The sequence below is a fragment of the Myxococcus sp. MH1 genome (assembly GCF_059738865.1).
In genome coordinates this window covers 9,732,153-9,754,509 of record NZ_AP026947.1, presented here as the reverse complement: position 1 = coordinate 9,754,509, position 22,357 = coordinate 9,732,153, and the positions used below count along the sequence as shown (strand labels likewise).

General features: G+C 69.6%; 21 protein-coding genes. 7 read left to right on the top strand and 14 right to left on the bottom strand.

Annotation, left to right across the window (positions count from 1 at the left end; all coding sequences use genetic code 11):
* Nucleotides 1-67 precede the first annotated feature (67 nt).
* Nucleotides 68-1,825: a hypothetical protein gene (locus AC6JA9_RS38565; protein WP_497958639.1), complete on the top strand. Its 1,758-nt coding sequence runs from the start codon at nucleotides 68-70 to the stop codon at nucleotides 1,823-1,825.
* Nucleotides 1,826-1,858: 33 nt separating this feature from the next.
* Here AC6JA9_RS38565 and AC6JA9_RS38560 read toward each other — a convergent pair whose 3' ends face one another.
* Nucleotides 1,859-2,083 carry a hypothetical protein gene (locus AC6JA9_RS38560; protein WP_267699180.1) on the bottom strand — a complete coding sequence of 75 codons (225 nt, stop codon included), beginning with the start codon at nucleotides 2,081-2,083 and terminating at the stop codon, nucleotides 1,859-1,861.
* A gap of 287 nt (nucleotides 2,084-2,370) precedes the next feature.
* Entirely contained in the window at nucleotides 2,371-3,819 is a 1,449-nt protein-coding gene (locus AC6JA9_RS38555; RefSeq protein ID WP_267699181.1) for an ankyrin repeat domain-containing protein, read from the bottom strand.
* A gap of 193 nt (nucleotides 3,820-4,012) precedes the next feature.
* Here AC6JA9_RS38555 and dapE point away from each other — a divergent pair, with 193 nt between their 5' ends.
* The 3 genes from dapE (at nucleotide 4,013) to AC6JA9_RS38540 (ending at nucleotide 7,066) form a co-directional block, all read left to right on the top strand.
* Nucleotides 4,013-5,095, top strand: a complete 1,083-nt coding sequence (gene dapE, locus AC6JA9_RS38550) for a succinyl-diaminopimelate desuccinylase (protein WP_046716586.1) — start codon at nucleotides 4,013-4,015, stop codon at nucleotides 5,093-5,095.
* A gap of 88 nt (nucleotides 5,096-5,183) precedes the next feature.
* On the top strand, nucleotides 5,184-6,311 hold the full coding sequence (locus AC6JA9_RS38545) for a sensor histidine kinase (RefSeq protein ID WP_497958638.1): 1,128 nt from the start codon (nucleotides 5,184-5,186) through the stop codon (nucleotides 6,309-6,311).
* The gene (locus tag AC6JA9_RS38540) at nucleotides 6,308-7,066 is read left to right on the top strand and encodes a LytR/AlgR family response regulator transcription factor (RefSeq protein ID WP_408888929.1); all 759 of its coding nucleotides are present in this window, start codon (nucleotides 6,308-6,310) and stop codon (nucleotides 7,064-7,066) included. The genes AC6JA9_RS38545 and AC6JA9_RS38540 overlap by 4 nt, the downstream gene beginning before the upstream one ends.
* Before the next feature lie 6 nt (nucleotides 7,067-7,072).
* On the opposite strand, the gene AC6JA9_RS38535 is transcribed toward AC6JA9_RS38540, so the two are convergent.
* Nucleotides 7,073-7,432: a hypothetical protein gene (locus AC6JA9_RS38535; RefSeq protein WP_408888930.1), complete on the bottom strand. Its 360-nt coding sequence runs from the start codon at nucleotides 7,430-7,432 to the stop codon at nucleotides 7,073-7,075.
* A gap of 179 nt (nucleotides 7,433-7,611) precedes the next feature.
* On the opposite strand from AC6JA9_RS38535, the gene AC6JA9_RS38530 reads away from it, so the two are divergent.
* A complete protein-coding gene (locus AC6JA9_RS38530) occupies nucleotides 7,612-8,766 on the top strand; it encodes a tetratricopeptide repeat protein (protein WP_497958637.1) in 1,155 nt (384 codons plus the stop codon).
* 130 nt (nucleotides 8,767-8,896) lie between these two features.
* On the top strand, nucleotides 8,897-9,289 hold the full coding sequence (locus tag AC6JA9_RS38525; RefSeq protein ID WP_046716582.1) for a hypothetical protein: 393 nt from the start codon (nucleotides 8,897-8,899) through the stop codon (nucleotides 9,287-9,289).
* Between the two features lie 280 nt (nucleotides 9,290-9,569).
* On the opposite strand, the gene AC6JA9_RS38520 is transcribed toward AC6JA9_RS38525, so the two are convergent.
* The 5 genes from AC6JA9_RS38520 to glpK form a co-directional block, all read right to left on the bottom strand.
* Complete coding sequence (locus AC6JA9_RS38520) at nucleotides 9,570-11,030, bottom strand: hypothetical protein (RefSeq protein ID WP_408888932.1); 1,461 nt, start codon at nucleotides 11,028-11,030, stop codon at nucleotides 9,570-9,572.
* Between the two features lie 302 nt (nucleotides 11,031-11,332).
* A complete protein-coding gene (locus AC6JA9_RS38515; RefSeq protein WP_223749714.1) occupies nucleotides 11,333-12,595 on the bottom strand; it encodes a hypothetical protein in 1,263 nt (420 codons plus the stop codon).
* Nucleotides 12,596-12,624: 29 nt separating this feature from the next.
* Complete coding sequence (locus AC6JA9_RS38510) at nucleotides 12,625-12,936, bottom strand: 4a-hydroxytetrahydrobiopterin dehydratase (protein WP_223749685.1); 312 nt, start codon at nucleotides 12,934-12,936, stop codon at nucleotides 12,625-12,627.
* Between the two features lie 45 nt (nucleotides 12,937-12,981).
* On the bottom strand, nucleotides 12,982-14,358 hold the full coding sequence (locus AC6JA9_RS38505) for a hypothetical protein (RefSeq protein WP_497958636.1): 1,377 nt from the start codon (nucleotides 14,356-14,358) through the stop codon (nucleotides 12,982-12,984).
* Nucleotides 14,355-15,845, bottom strand: a complete 1,491-nt coding sequence (glpK, locus tag AC6JA9_RS38500) for a glycerol kinase GlpK (protein WP_223749687.1) — start codon at nucleotides 15,843-15,845, stop codon at nucleotides 14,355-14,357. The genes AC6JA9_RS38505 and glpK overlap by 4 nt, the downstream gene beginning before the upstream one ends.
* Before the next feature lie 240 nt (nucleotides 15,846-16,085).
* Here glpK and AC6JA9_RS38495 point away from each other — a divergent pair, with 240 nt between their 5' ends.
* Complete coding sequence (locus AC6JA9_RS38495) at nucleotides 16,086-17,060, top strand: MBL fold metallo-hydrolase (protein WP_497958635.1); 975 nt, start codon at nucleotides 16,086-16,088, stop codon at nucleotides 17,058-17,060.
* Here AC6JA9_RS38495 and AC6JA9_RS38490 read toward each other — a convergent pair.
* From AC6JA9_RS38490 to AC6JA9_RS38465, 6 genes are all read right to left on the bottom strand, one after another.
* Nucleotides 17,035-17,865, bottom strand: a complete 831-nt coding sequence (locus AC6JA9_RS38490; protein WP_426744740.1) for an AraC family transcriptional regulator — start codon at nucleotides 17,863-17,865, stop codon at nucleotides 17,035-17,037. The two genes, AC6JA9_RS38495 and AC6JA9_RS38490, sit on opposite strands and share 26 nt — an antisense overlap.
* Nucleotides 17,866-17,927: 62 nt before the next feature.
* Nucleotides 17,928-18,191, bottom strand: a complete 264-nt coding sequence (locus AC6JA9_RS38485; protein WP_141330524.1) for a hypothetical protein — start codon at nucleotides 18,189-18,191, stop codon at nucleotides 17,928-17,930.
* A gap of 58 nt (nucleotides 18,192-18,249) precedes the next feature.
* A complete protein-coding gene (locus tag AC6JA9_RS38480) occupies nucleotides 18,250-18,918 on the bottom strand; it encodes a SadB/YajI family lipoprotein (protein WP_473569814.1) in 669 nt (222 codons plus the stop codon).
* Between the two features lie 163 nt (nucleotides 18,919-19,081).
* Complete coding sequence (locus AC6JA9_RS38475; protein WP_141330520.1) at nucleotides 19,082-19,627, bottom strand: hypothetical protein; 546 nt, start codon at nucleotides 19,625-19,627, stop codon at nucleotides 19,082-19,084.
* An 11-nt stretch (nucleotides 19,628-19,638) separates the two neighbouring features.
* Complete coding sequence (gene sitA5 / locus AC6JA9_RS38470) at nucleotides 19,639-21,009, bottom strand: SitA5 family polymorphic toxin (protein WP_497958634.1); 1,371 nt, start codon at nucleotides 21,007-21,009, stop codon at nucleotides 19,639-19,641.
* A 101-nt stretch (nucleotides 21,010-21,110) separates the two neighbouring features.
* The gene (locus AC6JA9_RS38465) at nucleotides 21,111-22,355 is read right to left on the bottom strand and encodes a lipocalin-like domain-containing protein (RefSeq protein WP_497958633.1); all 1,245 of its coding nucleotides are present in this window, start codon (nucleotides 22,353-22,355) and stop codon (nucleotides 21,111-21,113) included.
* Nucleotides 22,356-22,357 lie beyond the last annotated feature (2 nt).

The following is a 22,357-nucleotide window of genomic DNA, read 5'->3' as shown; positions in this document are numbered from 1 at the left end:
GTCCATGAATCTCCGTTGGCTTGCCGACGGGGATGGGGCGCCGACTTTTTCTCCGGTCGGAGGGGACATGCCTCGGGTGCTGCGTGACGTCGTGGGCTCACTGACGCACGAGGGGGCCGCCGCCTTCGACCTGTCGAAGACCGACCCGCTGCCGCACCTGACCTTCACGAAGGGCGCGGCGCTGCTGGAGGAGTCCTTCTACCGGACGCAGGTGGGGGAGATTCGCTCCTACGCGGCGGCGCTGCTGGCGGCGGAGCGGCACGAGCGCGGCTTCGGCTGGAGGTTCGGCGCGTACATGCGAGACCCGGTGAAGGGGAAGGGCAACCGCATCCAGGGGAGCGTGGCGCCGGCCATCCTCGCGGCGGCGGACCCGGAGGGGCCCTTCACGGAGGAGTACACGTTCCGGTGTCTCCAGCACCGCGCGGATGACGTGGTGCTGTTCCTGACGCACTTCGAGAACCTGGGGTTGGGCGAGGTGCCGCCCGCGGCGCGCAAGGGCATGGCCCGGGCGCTGGCGGGGATGGATGTGTATCAATTGCTCAAGTACGCGCGTCGACAGTTCCCGGTGGCGCGGCGTCGGAAGAACGGTCAGCGCGCGAGCCTGCGGCTGGTGGATGCGATGGGCGTGGCGAAGGCGCACCTGGATGAGCGCACGCTGAAGCTCTACCGGTACCTGCATGCGCCCACGCGGGAGCGCGGGCCGTTGGCGGCGGGGCTTGAGCTGCTGGATGCGCGGCGCGCGTTCTTCGGCGGTGACGCGAGCGTGGAGCACTTCGTGAACGGGCGCCTGTCGACGGAGCAGGCGCTGTCCTTCATGGGGTCGACCGAGGAGACGTGGCGGCGCGTGCTGGACGTGCCGGGGCTGCTGCCGGACCTGGCCTTCAAGGGCTACCTGCGGGCCATGCACCTGGCGGGCATCCCGGTGGAGGTGCTCCTGGCGGAGGCGCGGCGACGACGCTTCGCGGGCCTGTGGCCGCATCAGGTGTACATGGGCTGGCTGGCGGCGATGAATGGCAGCGCCCGCGCGAACTACTCGGGCGACACGTTCAAGTTCCACGCGGAGGCGGTGCCCGCGCTCGCGCCCGTGTTCGAGGCGATCCTGGAGCGGGTGTGTGAGGGATTGCTGCCACAGGGGTTGAGCCTGGGGCTCGCGGACATCTCCGGCTCCATGTTCGACGCGGCGCTGGGCGGCGCGAAGAGCACCGCGAAGGTGGGAGACGTGGCGGTGGTGCTGTCGGCGGTGATGGCGCGCGAGCTGGGGTACGCGGCGACGTTCTCCGACGATGTCTTCATCGAGCAGCGTCGGCCCGAGCAGGAGGTGTTCGACCTGGCGACGAAGCTGCGGGAGGGGAAGGGCTGGGGTGGTACGCAGGTGGCGAACTCGGTGGTGAACCTGGTCTCCCAGCTACTGGAGAAGCCGTCCCGACCGAGGCCGCGCACGCTCTACTTCTTCTCCGACATGCAGTTCCATCCGCCGGAGGCGCAGATGATGTCTCCGGCGAAGGTGGCGTGGCTGCGCGAGCATGACGTCGCGTTCGACGCGAGCGTGCCGCCGCTGCAGGCCGCGCTCCAGGCGTGGCACCGCGCGCTGGGGCCGGTGGACGTGGTGCTGTGGAACCTGGCGGCCTATGACGCCTCGCCGCTGCCGTCGCGGGTGCCCAACGTGCTGATGCTGTCGGGCTTCGACGCGAACTCCTTCCGTCACGTGTCCGCGTGGCAGGCGGCGGGGAGCCCGGCGGCGCCCGAGAATCCGGCCTCCGCGGTGACGGACTCCGACGCCGGGAAGAACCCCGGCGTGGAGCTCGACTTCATTCGGACGTTCTGAGATAGGCCGGGCGGGGACCTGTCCTTCTCTGAATCACAGACACTCGGGTGCGTGGTGCTTCGCGCAGACGCTGCAGTAACAGACGTTGCCTTCACCTTCGCTCACCACGATCGACGAGGAGGACACGACATGTTCATGCCTGCTCAGGTGCTCCTGGATGGCCGCCTCATCCATTTCCTGTGCAGTGGGAGCTCCGCAGCCCCATGCAGGAATGAGCAGAGACGCCATCGCCAGCAATCCAAAGAGCTTCTTGGTCATTGTGTGTCCTTTTAGGTGTGCAACGCTGCCATCGCCTGGGTCGATTGACCCAAGCGAGCCCTCATCACCCAGAGTGCCGAGTGAAAGGCCGTGTCATGATGCCTCCTCTCGTGGTTTTGTTTGTGTTTTCTGATGGTGAATATTGCCGATGTGTTGGTTATTGATTGAAGCGTTGGCCGGGAGGGCTGCGAGAATTTCAGTACTCGATGAATGTGTAGTCGCGCAGGGGCGGTCGGGCTACCTGCGCGCGCCGGAGTTCCAGGTCATGGGCGAGTCGGTCGCGGCCCCTACTCGCGGAAGACGGGCAGGCCCTTGCTGATGCGGTGGAAGAGCGCGCCCTTGTCGATGCGGGCCGGCTCGCCGTCCTCTTCGTCCGCCTCCTCGGCGGTCTCGAAGACCTCGTCGACGAAGATGGCCTTCAGCTCCTCCGCCACGCCGTCGCCGTAGCCCTGCGCGTAGGTGTCGATGTCGAAGTGGTGCTGCGCCTCGGTGCGGGCATCGAAGGCGTGGTCATCCTCGATGACGACGCGGGCCCGGATGGTGTTCGCCGAGAGCAGGTGGTCGTTGTAGTAGCCGAGCACCACGTCGCGTGCCTCGATGTCCTTGGCGACGCTGAACTCGCCGCTCGTGTAGAGCCCGTGGCACTTCAGCTTGCCGAGGATGTGCACCAGCGAGTCGTTGCCCGAGTCCCACACCACGCCGTGAACGATGACGTCACCCGTCACCGCGAACGGCCGGCCGATGTCCAGGTCGCCGTCCACCTCCAGGTCGCCGTGGTGGAAGAAGGCGCTCCGGATGTTCAGCGACTCCTTCAGGTGGACCTTCCTGGGCGGCGCGGTGAGCGTGTCCCGCAGCGTCTCCAGCTTGGCGAGAGCCGCGGCCGGGTCCCCGTAGCCGTGCAGCCCCGTGATGGCCTCCTGCGCGGAGGCGATGGCGTGCTTGAACGAGAGCTTCTGCTTCTTCTCCGTCAGGGCCCCGCGGAACGCCGCCTCGTCGACGGGGTAGGGGGCGAAGAGGTCATTGCTCAGGGGAATGGAGACGCTGGCCTTGCCGCCCGCGGCCTCCAGCGCCTGGATGACGGCGTTGAACCCGGCCGTCCGCTTGTTGTGCGCGACCCAGACCTCCTCCTTGGTGCGCAGGGCGATGCCCAACGCCGTGCGGCCCTGGCCGTCGATGGCGTTCACCTCGGCGCCGCGCTCCAGCATCAGCTGGATGACGTCGGGGTCTCCGGAGATCACAGCGCTGTGGAGCGGCGTCCCGCCCCGCTCGTTGCGCGCGTCGAGGCGGGCCCCCGCGTTGAGCACCTCCTTGAGGAGCCTGGCGGTCGTCCAGCGGAACGCGGCGCCGTTCCCGTCCACCACGTCCGAGGGCACCTTCCCTCCGGCGGCCTTCAGCAGGGCGATGAGCTCCAGCGCCAGCGCCTCGTTCTCCGGGGTCTTCTCCGAGGGGAAGGCGCGGGTCAGCGGCGTCTGCTGGTGGTTGTCCCGCGCATTCACATCCGCGCCCGCCTCGATGAGCGCGCGCACCACCGCGACGTCAGGGAGCGGATCCCCCTTCTGGTACTGCCCCTGGACGGCGTGGTGCAGGGCGCTCTGGCCATGGACGTCCCGAGCGTTCACGTCCGCGCCGTCGGCAATCAGCTTCTTCACCGCGTCCACCGTGAGCTCCGTCTTCCACCGGCGCTTGTCGCCGCAGAGGGAGAGCAGGGCCTGGGTCGCTTCGCTGTTCGACGACATTTCATCCTCGGAGGACTGGGGGCGGGGGCAGCTTCGGTGAACGCGCGATCAGTGTCACGCCCTGCCTTGGGGTGAGACGTCGGAATCACCGGGCGTCAATCCGGAGGCTCCGGAGTCCTGGGGAGACCGGTTCGTTGTCGGAGAGTGGGGAGGCCAGCGAAGGGGGAGGGGGTGGGGTTATGGTGGTGTCCGCATGTCCTCTCAAGACCTCGCCACGAGGCTCGCCCGCACGACGCTCGAGCTGTGCCGCATCTCCAGTCCCATCACGCAGGAAGGCCCCATCGCGGATTTCGTCGAGCGCTGGGCGCTCCAGCACTTCCCACCTGGGGAGGTCTTCCGCGTGGGGCACACGTTGTTGCTCGGTCGACTGGAGGACCCTCGTCCCACGGTGGCGCTCATCGGTCACCTGGACACGGTGCCCGCGCACCCGAGTGACCAGGGCCGTGAGCCTCGCATCGAGGGTGAGCGCGTCTTCGGCCTGGGCGCCTCGGACATGAAGGGTGGGCTCGCGGTGATGATGGCGCTGGCGGAGGACCTCCGTCGCGACACGCTGCCGGTCAACCTGGCCTTCCTCTTCTACGAGCGCGAGGAGGGCGCGTATGCGGAGAGCGGCCTCATCCCGCTGTTCGCGGCGCGCCCGGACCTGGCGAAGGTGAAGTTCGGCATCGCGATGGAGCCCACGGACAGCGAGGTGCAGGTGGGCTGTGTCGGCTCCATGCAGGTGACGGTGCGCTTCGGCGGACGCAGCGCGCACTCGGCGCGGCCGTGGCAGGGGGAGAACGCCATCCACAAGGCGGGCCCGTTCCTCACGGAGCTCCTGGCGCGTCAGCGGGTGGAGGTGGATGTGCAGGGCTTCCGCTTCTATGAGGTCATCAACGCCACGCTCGCCAAGGGTGGCCGCGCGCGCAACGTCATCCCCGAGTCGTTCGAGCTGAACCTCAACTACCGCTTCGCGCCGGGAAAGAGCATCGAGCAGGCGAAGGCGGACGTGCACGCGCTCGTCGCGGGACGCGCGGAGGTCATCATCACGGATGCCTCGCCCAGCGGCCCCGTGGTGGCGGGCAATCCGCTGTTCCAGAAGCTGCTCGCCATCACCGGGCTGCCCGCCGCGTCGAAGCAGGCGTGGACGGACGTGGCCCGGTTCGGTGAGTGGGGCGTGGACGCCATCAACTACGGGCCCGGTGAGACGGCGCAGGCGCACCAGGCCAACGAGAGCGCGCCCATTGCTCCGCTCGCGGTGGCGTACGAGAAGCTGGCGGCGTTCCTCAAGGGCTGAAGGGACGGGCTTCGGCAAGGGACGCGTGGACGGACTAGAGTCCACGCCGTCCATCATGTCGACGAGCCCGACCGTGTCATGGAGTCCCGTGTCCGCCGCTGAGTCCTCGTCCACCGGGGCTCGGTGGGGGCTGTCCTCGCGGTGGTTCTGGCCCGCGGTGATTGGGGCCGGGTACACGGTGCTCGCGCTGCTCTACGGGGCGCAGCTCTTCGTGTACCGCGCCTCGCATGGGGAGCCGCCGCGCCTGGGTGAGGCCCTGCTGACGGGGGTGTGTGTCTGGTACGCCTGGGCGGCGCTCACGCCGTTCGTGCTGGCGGTGGCGCGTCGGATTCGCGCGACGGGCCGGCCGTGGTTCGTGCAACTGCTGCTGCACCTGGTGCCCGGCGTGGGCTTCGCGGTGCTGGCGCTGGGGCTGTTCGCGGTGTTGCGCGAGTGGCTGGTGGTGGAGGTCAGCGGTGGCGCGTCCGCGGCGTGGACCTACTTCCTGTTCATCGCGTCGAAGACGACGGACTTCGATTTGCTCATCTACTTCTCCCTGGTGGGCATGGAGGCCGCGGTGGCGTACGCCCGGCGGATGCGCGAGGAGGCCGTGCGCGCGTCCCAACTGGAGGCGCAGCTCGCGCAGGCCCAACTGCAGCTCTTGCGCAGTCAGCTCCAGCCCCACTTCCTGTTCAATACGTTGCACGCCATCTCCGCGCTGATGCACCGGGACGTGGAGTCCGCGGACCGGATGGTGGGACAGCTGAGCGAGCTGCTGCGCGCGAGCCTGGAGCGCGACGGGCGACACGAGGTCCCGTTCTCGGAGGAGCTGGAGCTGCTCTCGCCCTACCTGGACATCGAGCGCACGCGCTTCTCGGACCGGCTCCAGGTGGACGTCGACGTGGCGGAGGACGCGAGGGACGCGCTGGTGCCGTCGTTGTTGCTCCAGCCGCTCGTGGAGAACGCCATCCGACACGGCATCGCGCCGCGCAGGGGGCCTGGGAAGGTCTGGGTCCGGGTCCGGTGTGCTGGGGCGCGGCTGGCGGTGGAGGTGGAGGACGACGGGGTGGGGCCGCCGGCGGGGCGGACGGAGCTGGAGGAGGGAATCGGGCTGGGGGCCACGCGGGCGCGACTGGAGCGACTGCACGGTGCCGAGCAGTCGGTGACGTGGAAGGCGCGTGCGCCGAGCGGGTTCCTCCTCTCGCTCTCGCTGCCCTATCGGAGGACGCGGGCATGACGGTGCGCACGCTCATCGTCGATGACGAGCCGCTGGCGCGCGAGCGGCTGCGGACGTTGCTGGCGTCGGAGACGGACCTGCATCCCGTCGTGGAGTGCGGCGACGGGCAGGAGGCGCTGGAGTTGCTGTCGCACGAGCGGCCGGCGCTGGTGTTCCTGGATGTGGAGATGCCGGAGCGGGACGGGTTCGGTGTGCTGGCGGAGCTGGGGCAGACACCGCCTCCCGTGGTCGTCTTCGTCACGGCGTGGCCGCAGCATGCCTTGCGCGCGTTCGATGCCGCCGCGGTGGACTACCTGCTCAAGCCGTTCACGGTGGAGCGCTTCCGGCGCACGTTGACGCGGGTGCGGGAGCGACTGACGGCGCCTGCGGGGGACTTGAGGCAGCAGCTCCAGCGGATGTTCCAGGAGCTGAGGCCGGAGCCCGCGGAGCGGCTCGTGGTGAAGTCGGCGACGCGGACGCTGCTGGTGCCGGTGGAGGACCTGGACTGGGTGGAGTCCGCGGGGAACTACGTCACGCTGCATGTCGGCACGGAGACACATCTGTTGCGCGAGACGATGGCGGAGCTGGAGGGGCGGCTGCCGGCGCGACGGTTCGCGCGGGTGCATCGCTCGGCGCTCGTGAACGTGGACCGGATTGTCTCCCTGTCCCCCACGCTGTCCGGGGACCATCGACTGGTGCTGAAGGACGGCCAGGAGCTGACGCTGAGCCGCACGTACCGGGCCCGGCTGGAGCAGGTGCTCGGCCATCCGCTGTGAGCCGCGTCAGTCCTCTTCGAGCAGCGCGAGCGCGAGGGGCTTCGTCGTCCGGTTCAGGTTGATGGGCGACACCGCGCGGATGCGCTCCACCGACTCGCGGTCCCCGAGCAGCGCGAGCCCCAGCGAGGCCAGTCCGTATTCGTTGTGGGAGTTCGTCCTGGCGAAGAACGACTCGTCGAACACCCGCCTCAGTGTCGCAATCGCCCCCATGTCCCCCGCGAGCGCCTGACGCGCCGCCACCGCGAGCTTCCGGTAGCCATTGCTGTCGTCCTCGCTCCACCGCATGGGGGACTCCCAGCGGACCACCTGCTCCAACAGGAGCGCCCGCGCTTGCTCCACGAGCTTCTGTCGTTCCTCGGCCGTCATGATGTCGCAGAGGGTAACCCCATCCGAGGCGCCCCCGACAGCGGGACACTCATCCTTCCCCGTCCGCGGCTCGTCCCTCCCATCCGCGTCTCATCCCATCAGCGCCCCACGGCGCGACCCACCCCCTAGCCTCGTCTCCGCGATGGAGGGGCACGACGCCTCTCCCGGAGGACTCGGACATGCGGCAGCTCATCTGTGTGGGATTGGCATCACTCGTCACCGCTTGCGCGACCGGCCGGTCCGCCCAGGCCACCAGCATCGGCACGGCCGCGGAGCAGGGGCGCCCCTTCAGCGAGGCCGCCGTCACCGTGATGCAGGCCTACGATTTGGAGAGCCGCTTCGATGACGCCGTGTCGCTGGGTCAGTTCGCCAGTGAGCGCGCTCGGACCCTGAAGGACCCGGGAGGGGAAGCCCGCATCCTCGCCGAGCAGGGCCGCGTCATGTCCCGCATGCTCCGTCACCAGCCGGGGATGGACACCACCCAGGTGCTCGACGTGCTGCGCCGCGCCCGCCACCTCGCCGACACTTCGGGTGACGCCCGCGCCCGCGTCGCCGCGCTCGACGCCGAGGGCATGTTCCACTACTTCATCGTGCTCCTCACCGGCCAGGGCGAGTGGGCTCCCGTCGTCGCCCTCTTCGAGCAGGCCCGGGACCTCGCCGCGTCCTCCGGTGACACGCGAGGGCACATCGAGGCCCTGTTCCATCTGGGCCTCACCCAACAGTTCCAGGGCCAGGCCGAGGCCGCGAGGTCGACCTACGCGCATGGCCTGTCCCTCGCCCGCGCCTCGAACGACGTCCTGATGGAGTCCTACAACCTTCGCCACCTCGCCTCCCTCGACGAGGACCAGGGCCGGCTCGACTCCGCCATCACCCTGTATGAACAGTCCCTGCGGCTGCGCGAGCAGGTCGGCTTCAACACCGGCCAGATGTTCGCCCTGGTCGCCCTCGCCAACGTGCGCTCGCGCAAGGACCCCAAGGACGCCCAGGCCCTGGCGCTCTCGGAGAAGGCCCTCGCCCTGGCTCGTCGGGTGAAGGACCCCGCTGGCCAGCGCGAGGCCCATACCTCCCTCGGCCGGCTCCACCTGCGTCGGGGCGATGTCCCCGCCGCGCTGCCCCATCTGGAGCAGGCCCTCACCAACGCGGAGTCCCACGAGGACTGGTGGTCCGCCGTCGATGCGTTGCTGGAGCTGGGCCGGGCCCACGCGCTGCTCGGGGAGAAGGCGCGCGTCGAGGAGCGCCTGCGGCGCGCGCGCGCGGTGGCTTCCTCACGAGGACTGAAGGAAGCGCTCGGACAGGTGGAGAAGGCGGAGCGCGAACTCGGCTACGCACCCTGATGGGCGAAGCCCGACGCGCCATTCGTCCGCTGTCGTTCATCTTCGCGAGGGGGAGGGCTCTCATCGCGCGCGCACAGGCGTACGCTGCGTTTCGCATCGCCTGTTGTTCTCGTTCACCGGAGGAGATGGAATGACTCACGAGACCGTCAATTCGCAGATCACCGACAGCCTGGCCCCCTCGGAGATGGCCCTGGCTCCCTCGACGTCCTCGACGCGCAAGTCATCCTCGCGGCGCCGTCGCGCCACGAAGAAGGCGTCGGGCCGCACCGGTGCTCGCGCGAAGAAGACCACCTCGCGCCGCAAGGCCGCGGCGAAGCGCACGACCACGCGCGGAAAGACTGCTCGCAAGAAGACCCCGGCCCGGAGCAAGCGGGGCGGTGCTCGCAAGACGACCGCGCGTCGGACCGGAACGGCGGGTCGCACCGCTCGCAAGAGCCCGGCCCGTGGCCGCACCACCGCGCGCAAGGGGGCGGCTCGCAAGGGCGCGGCCCGGAAGACCTCGCGTCGCACCACGCGCCGCTAGGCGCCTTGTCCACACGCTCCGGTGAGCCGACCGCCTCGGGATGCAGGTGCCTTCCGAGCGGCGGCTGACCGGGGACTTCCGGCGCGAAGGCCACGCGCGCGCCGCGGATGTGTCTGTCTCGAGGCCCGGTGGGCTCAGCCGCCCCGGCGCCGCGCACCCATCACACGAGGGTGGACCCGACACGAGGCTCGACGCCGCTCGTCGCGGCGTGAGCCAAGAAGCCCGTGTCATCCGAGCGGAGGCGAAGGGCCCCGAGTCATGCTCGAGGCCCTCGCGCCGCCTATTGCTTCATGCGCAGCAGGAACAAATCACTGCGCGCCGGCGCGCGCCGGCCCGTGCCGAAGTCCGAGTTGCGGTCCGTGTGGCCGAACAGCAGGACATCGCCGTCCGGGAGCATGCCCACGAAGCGGAGGTCCTCCACGCCGTACAGCTCGCCTCGGGGCTGGGGCGGGTCGGAGATGTACAGCTTCAGCCCGAGCGACGCGCCGTCCGCGCCGTAGCGCAGGGCCACGGGCTGCGCCGAGCCCAGTCCATCCGGCCCCGCCGCGCCGTCCACGATGAGCGAGTACGTGAAGCCGCCCACCACCAGCTCGCCCGAGGGCTTCACCCCGAGCGCTCCGGCCCGCAGTCCATCGCCCAGGTTGCGGCTCCAGCGCTCCTTGCCCGCCGCGTCCGCGGACACGAGGAAGGGGCTCGCCCGGTACGCGTGGCCCTGGAGCTTCGCCGTCCCCCAGGACACCGTGCCCAGGAAGGAGCCGAGCGCCACCACCGTGCCTCGCGCATCCACCCCCACGTCGCTCACCGTGCCCTTCGCCTGCGCGAGCGGCCGCGCCCAGACCAGTGCGCCCGTCGGCAGGTACATGGCGACGAACGCGCTGCCCTCGGAGGCGCCCTCCGAGCGCTGCGTCCCGAAGCGGACCGCGCCCGTGTAGCGCCCGCCCACCACCACGTGCCCGTCCGGCCCCAGGGCCATCGTGGTGATGAGGACGCGCGCGCCCTCGCCCTCCGCGCGTCCGACGTTCAGCGCCTGCTCGGGCTTGCCGTCCACCGAGTACGTCACCACCACCGCGCCGGAGCCGACCACGCCCTCGCCGAAGTCGGTGGAGCCGGAGGTGTTGAACGCGACCATCGGCCGGCCCTGGGCGTCGAGCAGCAGGTCCGCCACCGTCGCGTCGCCCCCGGGGACACGCGCCGTCCAGACCAGGTTGCCCGCCGAATCCAACCGCGCCAGGAACGCGCCGTCCCCCAGCTCCTGGGGTTCGAAGTCCACCAGGCCCCGGGCATCCACGGCCACGAAGAGTCCCCCCTCCGGCGCCGGCGCGACGCGTGCATTCACCTCCGCGCGCAGGGACTCCGGCGTCTGGGCCACGCGCACCGGATAGGCGCGTGTCCACCGCACGTCGCCCGTCTCCGCGCGGCGGGTGAGCACCAGCCGCACGGTGTCGTCCGTGGGCTGACGTTCCTGGAGGTCGTCCAGCTCGTACTGCGCCGCCGTGAGGATGTCGCCGTTGGAGTCGACCGCGGCGCCGAGCGCCAGGTCATCCTGCGCGGTGCCCTCGCGCGCCATCCACAGCGTGCTCCCCGTCGTCGCCGGTGGCGGCGGAGGCGGAGGCTCCAGGGGCGGTGGACCCGCGTCGGGTGTCCCCGCGTCCCCTTCCTGAGGTGGAGTGCCCGCGTCCTCCTCGGGAGGAGGGAGCTCCTGCGCGGGTTCGGGACAGCCCCCTCGTCGTGGTTCGCTCACACAATCGGTTGGCTCCTCCGGGGCCGAGTCCTCACAGCCCGTCAGCCAGCCCGCCCAACCCAGCGCTGTCGCGCACGCGACAGTCCGCAACCACCGCCGCCCTTGATGCATGAAGCCCCCTCCGCACTCGGAGGGTCTCCATGCTGGTAGGTGCCAGCAATACCGTGTGCGATGTCTGCTCGCTCGCCCGCTTCGACGCGCGCGCCAGGTTTCCCACGAGGAGTGGCCGCGCGCCCTGGTCGCGCACCCGGTGTCGCCACGGAGGCCCGCGCGCTACCCACGTGCGGGCGCGCGCCGCGCCTTCAGCGCCAGAAGCCGATGGACAGACCGACGTTGGTGTAGCGGCTCGCCAGGTCGAAGGAGGCGTTGATGGACCAGTCCTCCCAGTAGCGCAGGACGAACACCTCGAAGCCGCCGGTGATGTGCGGCCGCGGCGGCCGGCCATCGAAGGGCGAGGGCTCCGCGTACACGCCCGCGCGCAGGCGAATCATCCCCGGCACGGTGTCGTGCTCCACGCCCAGCCGGGGCGCGAACTCGGAGGTGTGGCCCACGAGCTGCTCCTGGGCCGTGGACGCGAAGGTGCGCAGCGGCACCGCGTTGTCCACGCCGGACAAGAGGTCCACCTGCGCGCTGATGAGCCACCGTCCCGCGGGCGCGTCCCGGGGCTCCTCCTCCGGCACCGGGAGCGCGTCCCCGTCCACGAGCAGCTGCCGCCGCGCCGCGGGGGACAGGCGGTTGTAGCGCTCCGAGCCTTCGCCCAGCCGCCAGCTCGCGCCCAAAGACAGCACCGCGGGCGACACCACCGCGCTGAACAGCGTGCGGTCCGCCAGCACCGGCGCCTGGCCGTCCTTGCGGCGCCAGTCCGCCACCACCTCGGGCCGCACCGTCACGCCCAGCCGCCAGGCGCGACCATGCGGCCGGTACAGCATGTCCACGGCCACGCCCGTGTCGCCGTAGCGCCAGTCCTCACCGCCGGAGGACAGCCGGAAGGTGGCCTGCGCCGCGTAGATGCCCAGCGCGAGGATGAAGTCGTCCTGGCCGAAGGACACCGCGCCCGCCAGCACCGACTGCGTCATGGACACGCGGATGCGCTCGCTGTCCGTCGCGCACGCCACCGTCGCGCAGTAGGTGACGGCGCTGTTGCGCAGCGCGAAGCCGATGCCGAAGCGCTTGTATTGCAGCAGCAGGCCGCCCAGCAGCTGCCGCCGGTCCTGGGACTCGTCCGCGCGGCCGTCGTTGTCCACGTCGCGCGCGCGTCCGCTGGTGAACGGCAGGTCCAGCCAGGACAGGGTGACGCCCAGGTCCCAGTCCTTCTCCAGCGCGGGGCCCCGGTGGGCCAGCGCCGCCAGGTTGCTGGGGAAGCCCGCCGCGCCCTCGGCGATGCCCACGTAGGCGCCCCCCAGCGCGACGACGCGCGCCGAGCCCAACAGCGAACCGGGGTTGAAGTACAGCCGCTCCGGACGCGGCTCCGTGGGCTGCTCGTCCTGCGCGAGCGCGGCGGACGACAGCATCACCACCGCGCACCCGACGAGCGCGCGCAGCCCCGCGAGGGTCCTGGAGGTCATCACGACGAATCCACTCACAGCCGAGGTGCTCACTTCTGGGGCACCACCTCGTCGAAGAGCCGGTCCGCCTCATGGGCGAGGTCGGTGTCCTTGGACGTCAGGCCGTTGGAGTCGTGCGTGACGAGCGCCAGCGTCACCTTGCGCCAGCGGATGTCGATGTCCGGGTGGTGGTCCGCCTTCTCCGCCGCGTGCGCCACGCGCTCCACGAAGGCGATGCCCGCGAGGAAGGACGGGGCCTCGTAGGTGCGGCGAATCATCCCGCCTTCGTGCTTCCACTCGGGATGCTGGGCGAGGAAGGACTGGAGGGCCTCGGGCGCGAGCAGGGGGGCTTTCTGGGACATGGTGCCCTCCTTCATATCCGCTTGGCCGCCCGAGGAAAGCACCCGTCAGGGGGAGGACGTCCACGGATGCACGCGCACCCCCGGCGCGCCGAGACGGTTCACCGTCCAGGTGAAATGGTCCGAGATGCGCGTAATGTGATTCGCGTGTCCGGGGTCGGGTAGCAACGCGAGCACGAGCGCGGTTCGCTCCGCGTTCCATCGGGGCGTGGCGAGGGTTCCGACTCCGCTCGAGGACCTGAGCAGCGGATGGGAGGGCCCGGGCCGCAGCTCCTGCACGAAGCTGGTGATGCTGCTGTCCAGCGAGAGCGCGCCCGCCTCCTGGAGGCCGTGCGCGGCGCTCACTTCATGACGGTGCAGCACGGGGATGAAGCCGGTCGAGGTCTGCACCGTGTCACGGGTCCACACCACGCCCTCGCCATGGCCCACGGGCTCTCCGGCGAGCACCGCACACGCGCGGGTGGTGCTGGGGCGATAGAAGCCCCGCGCGTCCACCTGGAAGGGACAGGCCTGGGTGCGCGGGGTGAAGGTGACGGAGTCCTGCGCGGAGCTCACCAGCCACACGGTGTCCCCGCCGCGCACCAGGATGGCGCGGGTGCTGTCGGTGCCGAAGGTGAGCTGCGGCGTGGTCAGCGAGCTCCAGGGGGTGTTGGAGAAGGCGAGCACCCCTTCACCCTCGCGGAAGATGAAGCGGTGCAGCGTCGTCGCGTCCGCCACCAGGTACTCGTCCTCGGTGGCGAGCCGCGAGTGGGGCGTGCGGTCCGTGTCGTACGAGCCGGGCGGGAGGGGCGCGGCGCCGGTGAGGACGAGGGGCCCCGTGCCCGGGTCGACGTAGCGGCGCACCTCGGTTTCCGTCATCGCCCACACCACGTCTCCGGCCACGGCGGTGGCCGGCTGGCTCTCACGGCCCACGGGCTGGGGCAGGGTCCCCGGCTCGCGCAGGGCCAGGTGGTCGCACAGCCAGGTCCCGCTGCGCGTGCGGTCCACGAAGAGACAGGTGGGGCGCGCGTCGAGCGTCGCCACCGGGGGGAGCGAGCGCTCGTCCTGGGCCACGTGGACGTCGAACTGACGCAGGCTGCCCACGGGCGCGAAGGCGACGATGACGTGGTGGCGGCCCGTGGACTTCGGCGTGAAGCGCACGGTGGCGAACCAGGTGCCCGGCTGCAACTCCACCGTGGCGGGCACGGGCAGGTTGTCGGGGCCGTGGACCTCCACGGTGACGGACTCGGGCGTGTGGGCGTCCTCCGGCGTGTCGCAGACCTGGGGGCTGGTGGCGGGGACGCGCACGCTCGCCGTCTCCCCTTGCGCGATGATGAGCGTGGAGGGCTCCGCCGCGCCGGTGAGGAAACACTCCTCGGGAGGCAGGGCGTCCGGGCAGCCCGTGAGCAAGGCCAGGGCGAGCAGGAGGAGCCGCCGGGACTTCATGCGCGCTCCACCGCGCGCTTCCACTTGGCGAGGTGACGCTCGCGCTCGGGCGGCTTCATCCTCGGCTTGAAGGTCTTGTCAGCCTTCCACGCGCGCTTGATGGCCTCCGGGCTGTCCCAGACGCCCGCGCCCAGGCCGCCCAGGAAGGCCGCGCCCAGGCTGGTGGTCTCCAGGTTCTTCGGACGCACCACGGGCACGCCGAGCAGGTCCGCCTGGTACTGCATGAGCAGGTTGTTGGCCGCGGCGCCGCCGTCCGCCTTGAAGACGGGGATGGTGCGGCCGCTGTCGCGGCGCATCGCCTCGGCCAGGTCGTGAATCTGCAGGGCGATGCCCTCGAGCACCGCGCGCGCCATGTGGGCCACGGTGGTGGAGCGGTCCATGCCGGCGAACAGGCCGCGCGCCTCGGGGCGCCAGTGCGGCGCGCCCAGGCCGGCGAGCGCGGGGACGAAGACGACGTCGCCGGAGTCCTTCACGCTGGCGGCGAGCGCCTCGATGTCGGGGGCGCGCTTGATGGCCTTGAGGCCGTCGCGCATCCACTGCACGGCGGCGCCGGCGATGAAGCTGGAGCCCTCCAGCGCGTACGTGGTGGAGCCGGTGCCGCCCAGCCGCCACGCCACGGTGGTGAGCAGGCCCGCCGACGAGCGCACCGGCTCCGTGCCGGTGTTCATCAGGAGGAACGCGCCGGTGCCGTAGGTGCACTTGGATTCGCCGGGCTCGAAGCAGGCCTGGCCGAAGAGGGCGGCCTGCTGGTCGCCGGCCATGCCCGCCACGGGCACGCCGTCGGGCAGGCTGCGCATGCCGCGCGTGGTGCCGTAGACCTCGGCCGAGCCGCGAATCTGCGGCAGGCACGCGCCGGGCACGTCGAGCAGCGAGCGCATCTCGTCGCTCCACTGCAGGGTGCGCAGGTCCATCAGCAGGGTGCGGCTGGCGTTGGACACGTCGGTGACGTGGGTGGTGCCGCCGGTGAGCTTGTAGACGAGCCACGTGTCGATGGTGCCGAAGCACACGTCGCCGCGCTCGGCCTTGGCGCGCGCGCCCTTCACGTGCTCGAAGAGCCAGGTGAGCTTGGTGCCGGAGAAGTACGGGTCCACCACCAGGCCCGTCGTCTCGCGCACGCGGGGCTCCACGCCGCGCTCCTTGAGCTTGCGGCACAGGTCCGCGGTGCGCCGGTCCTGCCAGACGATGGCGCGGTGCAGGGGCTTGCCGGTGTCGCGGGTCCACAGGCCCGTCGTCTCGCGCTGGTTGGTGATGCCCACCGCGGAGATGTCCCGGCCGGTGAGCCCCGCGCTCTTGAGCGCCCGGGCGATGCACCACTCGCTGGTGGCCCAGATTTCATCCAGGTCGTGCTCCACCCAGGACGGCTTGGGGAAGTGCTGGGTGAACTCCTTGTAGGACTTGCCCACCACCTTGAGCTTCGAGTCGAGGATGGAGACGTGGGTGCCAGTGGTGCCCTGGTCCAGGGCCAGCACGTACTTCGTCTTCGGCATGAGGTGGGTCCTCCCGGGGATGTGGGGGGAACCTACTCCACGTCCCCGGCCGGTGTGGATGCCGTTGGCGGGGCGGTGTGTTGGCGCCCGCACGACTCGGGCCCGCGGGGGGCGTCGGGCCGGATGGCGGGTGGGAGCAAATCGACGGCCGATGCGCGCAAGCAGGCCAGGAGCCGCTGGCGCATCTTCCGCCTCGTTCGCCGGGCCCTCGGGTGGGTCCGGCCTTTCGGCACGAGGTGGATGACGATGCGTGGGTTCGGGATGACGTCGGTGGTGTGGATGTTGGGTGCGCTGTTGGGGATGGGCTGCGCGGGGACGAAGGCGGGGCTGGGGGAGGCGCGGCTCGAGCGCTACACGAGTGACGCGAGCGGGTTCGACACGCACTCGTTCTTCTACGACACGGGCGCGGAGGTGGTGGTGTTCGACGCGCAGTTCACGGAAGGAGAGGCGAACAAGGTGCTGGAGCACATCCGCGCGCGCACCGCGCATCCCATCCGCTACGTGGTCATCACGCATCCGAACCCGGACAAGTTCAACGGCGCGGCGGTGTTCCAGCGTGTGGGGGCGAAGGTGGTGGCGAGCAAGGCCACCGCCGAGGCGATTCCCGCCGTGCACGCGTACAAGAAGTTCTATTGGGTGAACGTGGCGAAGGCCTTCACGGAGGAGACCTATCCCGCCGAGGCCACGGTGGATGTCACCTTCACGGGGAGCTACTCGCTGCGGCTCGAAGGGGGCGCGAAGGTGGAGCTGACGGAGCTGAAGCACTCGGGTGTGACGGTGACGCAGACGGTGGCGTACGTGCCGGGAAGCGAGGCGCTCATCGTCGGGGATTTGGTGCACCACGGCGCGCACGCGTGGCTGGAGGGCGGGGTGCGCGAGGGCAAGGTGGTGCCGGACGTGGCTTCATGGAAGGCGGCGCTGGGGGAGCTGTCCGCGTGGCCTCGGTCCACGGTGCATGGCGGGCGAGGGGACAGCGCGCCGGTGATGGATGTGATTGAAGCGCAGCGGCGCTACCTGGATGGGATGGTGACGCTGGTGGAGGGGTACGCGGCGGAGCTGGGCGAGCGCAAGCCGGAGCTGTGCGGCGAGCAGGCGTCGACGCACTACGGGCAGTTGGAGCAGCGCGCGGTGGCGGCGTTCCCGGAGCTGAAGCTGCCGTACCTGGTGGGCTACGGCGTGTACGGCCTGGTCAACCGCGTCGCCTGCGGCGGGTAGGGGAGGGGAGCGCGGTGGTGCCCTTGGCGATGCGTTGGCGGAAGTCGCGGGGGCGCTCACCGGTGAAGGCGGTGAAGGCGTGGGTGAAGGCGGCGAGGCTCTCGAAGCCCACGGCGTAGGCGGTCTGCGTGACGCGGGCGCCGTCCTCGGCGAGCAGCTCCATGGCGCGCAGCATGCGGGCGTCGTGGAGGAAGCGGCGCCAGGAGGTGCCGGCCTCGTCATCGAAGCGGCGGGCGAGGGTGCGCTGGGAGAGTCCCGCGGCCTTCGCCGCGCCCGCGAGGGTGACGGGGCCTGGGAGGTGGGCCAGGGTGTAGGCCATGGCGCGCTCCAGCTCGGGTGTGCGGGCGCGGGGCAGGCGCCAGTCGCGAGGCTCCGCGCTCCATTCGGACAGCAGGTGCGCGAGGGTGGAGAAGAAGCTCTCGGCGACGGGGTCGCGAGGTGAGCGCTCGGGTCCCCAGCGGGTGGAGTGGAGGAGCATCTCGCGCGCGAGGGGTGGCAGGACGAAGACGCGGCAGTCGCCGGAGGGAGCGGCGGGGACGCGCGAGGGCTTCAGGTAGACGGTGCAGAGGGTGGCGGGCTGGGTGGTGCGGACGCGGTGGCGGGTGCCGGCGGCGAGCCAGGCGGCGCGTTGAGGAGGCAGGAGCCACTGGGCCTCGGCGACCTCGAGGTGGAGGGCGCCGCTGGCGGCGTAGAGGAGCTGGTGGCGACGGTGGGTGTGCCACGGGGAGGTGGAGGGGGACAGGGCGTCGGTGAGGCAGAAGGCGGACGCGGGCGCCGAGTCCACATCGACCAGGGGTCTGGGCACGGCTCCTCCGGGCTCGGGCGCGCGGCGTCACGAGCGGGCACGAGCATACGGTGGGCGGTGCGTCAGCCGGGCTTGGAGTTGGAGTGGTCGGTGGTCTTGCTGACCAGGTAGCCGCCGTGGCTGATGGCGAGCAGGGCGATGAAGCCCTGGGAGAGCGCGGGCAGGCTCGACACGCTGCCGGGCTTGCTGGAGGAGAGGAGGGTGGCGAGGCTGACGAAGTAGCTCACCGCCGCGATGAGGGTGAAGTAGAACATCTGCACCTTGGCGAGGTCGAGCTGGGCGGCGGTGTTGTCGACGGCGCGCGGGTTGGGCGTCTTCGAGCGCATGTTGGTGAGCAGCAGGGGCGTGCGCTGGCTGAGGCGTTGCTCAACGCAAATCGCTAAACTAGCGAATGGGAATCGACACGAGGGTCGCAGTCAGCGCCAATTCGATGTTGGCCACGTCAGACGCAGTGGCAGGAGAAACCACGATGTTGAATGTCGACCACCATCCGGGCCGAAGGTCTAAGAAGACAGTCTCGGTCTTCGTTCGTCGAGATGCGGTCCATGTTTCGTATGCCTTCGCATAGTCTTCGGACCCCGTGACTTCTGGAGCAGCGGTCGACCACGTCACGGTGATAGTGGGGTTCTTATATGTTACGCTTTGTGTGTTGGCGACGCGGAATGTCAAGCGCTGCCCATTCGCGTACGGAGCGACCTTGTCGAGCCAAACGAGGAATGTGCCAGTCTTCGACTGGACAAGTTGATATCCAGCAGAGCCAGGAGTGAAGGACGCGGTTTTCGCACTCTCGGCGGCGCGCTCTGCGAATCTCATCTCGGACTGCATTAGAGTGTTCGCCGCCTCAAGCGCATCGATCCGGCTTCGCAGCAGGTCCAAGTCTTTCTTCGCCTGTATCTCCTCTGGAGTGGGCCCTTCCTTGGCGATATGCGATACCCAGGCTGATTTGGCCCCCATGAAGACGAGGTAGCCAATCCCCAGAACCAAGGCCAGCACGGTGATGCAGCCGATGGTGTCGGAGATTGGGGTAGATTTTCCAGTTTGGGTGTTGTCCATGGGCGCACGTGACGTCGCTCTCAAGCCTCCTGCACCCCGCGCGCGCAGGTCAACAGTCAGGCTGGGCAGTGGACAAATGCCCTACCTCGACACGTTGCCCATAGGCTTGGTTGCGAGTGTTTGTCAGGTCAGCCGCATTGGGCTGACTGTACCGCCATGTGAGTCATGGGAGCTGAGCCCGCAGCATCAACCAGTCCTTCAATTCGGGGTGCAGCCGAGTGAGGTCTGGCTCGGCGATTCGAGACAGGATGTTGAGGGCGTTCTTGGTGTCCCGCAGCAGGAGCAGCTTGTCTCCAGGGAGTGCACGGAGGTCTGACGAGGCCAGCAGGGCTTGTGCATCTCGCGGGGACAAGGTGGCCACGCGTTGGAACCACCCCCTCACGATTTCCGGGTCCAGGATGTCGTCCCCTGGTCGTGGACCCAGATCCTCGATGAGGCGTGCGCGCAGGTTCATGGCGGAGAGCCAGAGCGAGTGCGCGGCGCGTGCCTGTGCGCGGTGGGCGAGCGCTTCGTATGTCCGCAGCGCGATGCGAGCCCATGGGAGGCTCTGCTCCTCGCCGGCTCGTGTCGCCATCGTGAAAGCGAAGACCTCCCAGTTGAAGTCCTCCTGGTCGACGGGCTCGCCAATCGTCACGCCTTCGAGCCACGCCGCGACCGCTTGGGCCGGTCTGGCCAGAACAGCATCGAAGAGGTCACGAGGGGTGTTCATGGCTCTCACCATCAAGGGAAGATGATTCCGGCCTCGGCGAAGGCCTGCTTTCCAATCTCCAGTGCTCGGGCGCTCCGAGCCGCGGATGCACCATACAGAAAGTGGCCGCTCTGGGGCGTAATCTCGATGCCCATGCGTGTGGAGCCGTGCACGGCGATGTCCGCCTCGCCTGCGGCCAGGACAGGTCGGCCCTGACTGGCGACCGCATGTGAGATCTCAGTTCTTCGCCAGGTGTGCGGAACGATTCGCAGCGTTCCTTCCTGGGTGACCACCCACTTGATTCGGCCCTCGTTCACATAGCGGAGGAACTCGGGACTCGTGACGCTCGTGGGGTGGATGCCCAGTCGGTTCGCGAGCTCCAACTCGGCGGAGAGGAACTGGGGCTTCTGATTCTCCAGCAGGTCGGGTGACGTGGAGTCGCTGGTCCGAGACCCGCTCCCACCTTCCGGGTTTCGTGCCACCATGGCGACGGCATGAGGGGCCAGCCCCACCGTCATGACCCCCTCGGCAAGGGAGATGGACCGAACACCCCCCGCGAATGAGGCGGAAAGTTGGAAGCCAGCGTTCGTTTCGGCGGCGAGGGTTGCACGCGCGAAGCCGGGCAACAGGGGACCCTTTGAGGCCATGTTCGCTGCGCCACCACCCAAGGCCATCGTCAGCGCCATGATGATGACGCGAGCCCCGTTGTCTCCCATGACTTTGCCGAAGCGGTGTCCGGAGTCCTCCAGTTCCTCGAAGGACATCGCCTGCTCCGACTCCAGGGACAAACGCCGCCATCCATCCACGAGGTCGAAGAACGACTCCAGGCCCAGGTACGCGACGAAGTAGGTGGTCAGTGCGAGCGCCACGAGCTTCGTGACGGGTTCGGGCATGACGACCAACAGCATGTAGGCCGCGAGCGCGGACGTCAGCATTGCCTTGAGGGCCAGTGGGTGAACGACCTCCTTCACGGAGTGCTGAACTCCTTCCCAGACTCCGTCCCAAGCAAAGCTGAGTGCGAGGTCCCGGCGGGCCTGCTTGTCCAGGAGGCTCAAACCTCCGCCGAGGAGCGTCAGGCATTCGTCGGGACTGCCCTGTTGGGAGCACCAGTGCTGATAGTCGCGGTGGGCGTTCTCCGCGCCTGACGCGTCGTGCTCCCAGGAGGCCAATCGGATGCGAGGGTGTTTCACTTCAGCTGTGGCAACGGAGAAGCGCATCTCCAGAATCAGCTCGAGCAGCGCCTTCTCGAAAGCCTGTTCATCGATGGCGATGGGCGTGACGCTCCTCGGTGGAGCGTAGATAATGGGCGCGCCTTCTCCTGTGTCCAGCCGCACCACTCTCGGTGTCGCGCACCCGATGACAAGGTGCCCCACGAGCAGCAGCGCTCCCCACCTTGGCGACATTCAGGCCTCCAGGTTCAAGTGCTCGCCTGCAGGAGCACTCAACGGGGCCTAACACGCAGGTCCGACAGGTCTGCGTGTGTGCCTGTCGTAAGGCGTGCGCCTCAGTTGCCGCCGCGAGTCTCCGGGGTCCCACGGGCCCGGGTCTCCGGTCGCCTCGTGGTGGCGTGTGTGTCCGCGTAGCCCGTCAGCTCCACGTAGCCGCGTCCTCGCACCGGCTGGCCCGCACGATTGCCATCCAGCGCCACCGTGCCCTCCCAGTAGCGCACGCTCACCGGCAGCTCCTGGTCCGCGAGCTTCGGCGTCACCGTCAGCTCCAGCCCGAGCTTCGCCACGCGCAACCTCCATCGCGACGGATACTCCCCACCGCGCGGGCTCTTCCACGTGCTCAGCACCGACAGCTCCACGTCGTCCCGGGTCAGATGCACTGACGCACTGTCCACCGCCCCCACCGGCGGCACCCACGTCCCCGCGCTGAACGGGTCCACCGAGCCGTCCTTCTTCCGCAACTGGTAGTACATCAGCTCGCTGCCATCGGAGAGCTGCAGCGAGAACCAATCCCAGCCCACCTGGTCCGGTCCCAGCGCGCTGGTGCTCCACTCGCGGTCCATCCAGCTCTCCCCCGTCACCGCGTACGTCTGTCCCTCCACCTTCACCGTGCCCCGCGAGGGCATCCGCGTCATCGAGTAGTAGTACGACGCGTTCCCCGGCTCCGCGCTCTTCTGGCTCAACCCCCGCTCACCCTCGAGCACCGGCGGCTTGCCCGGCTCCAACAACAACTCCAACGTCACATCGTCACCTTGCGCGCGCAGCCGCACCGGCCACATCGACTCGCCCGCGGTCGTGGCCTCCCAGCTCTCCAGCCACACCTTGAACGGCTGCGTGCTCGCCCCCGCCAGTCCCAGCGCCGCCCGGCTGTAGCGCTCCGCGACGTGGAACCGTCCCGCCGCCACGTCTGTCACCGTGAAGTGCCCCAGGTACACCTGCCGCGCTCCCCACGCCGAGTCACGCTGTGACTCCGTCGGCGACAGCGCATTGCGGAACAGCGTGAACTGATACCCGAACGCCCGTCCGTCCGCGGTCTCCAGATTTCCCGTCCAGTACCACCACTCCGTGCGGAACTCCGGATGCGGACCGTGGTCCTCGGGGAAGTGGAACTCACGAGGCTCGAAGGCCCGTGCATAGCCCTCCATCCCACCGTCGCTCCCGCCGAGCGCCGACGCCACCGTCAACGTGCCGCCCCGCGCCAGGGGCGGCAGCTCCGTCTCGCGCGTCACGAAGTACGCCGCCACCGCCAGCGCCACCAGCACCACCGCCGTCCCGATGACGAGCCCTCGGCCGTTGCTCATGG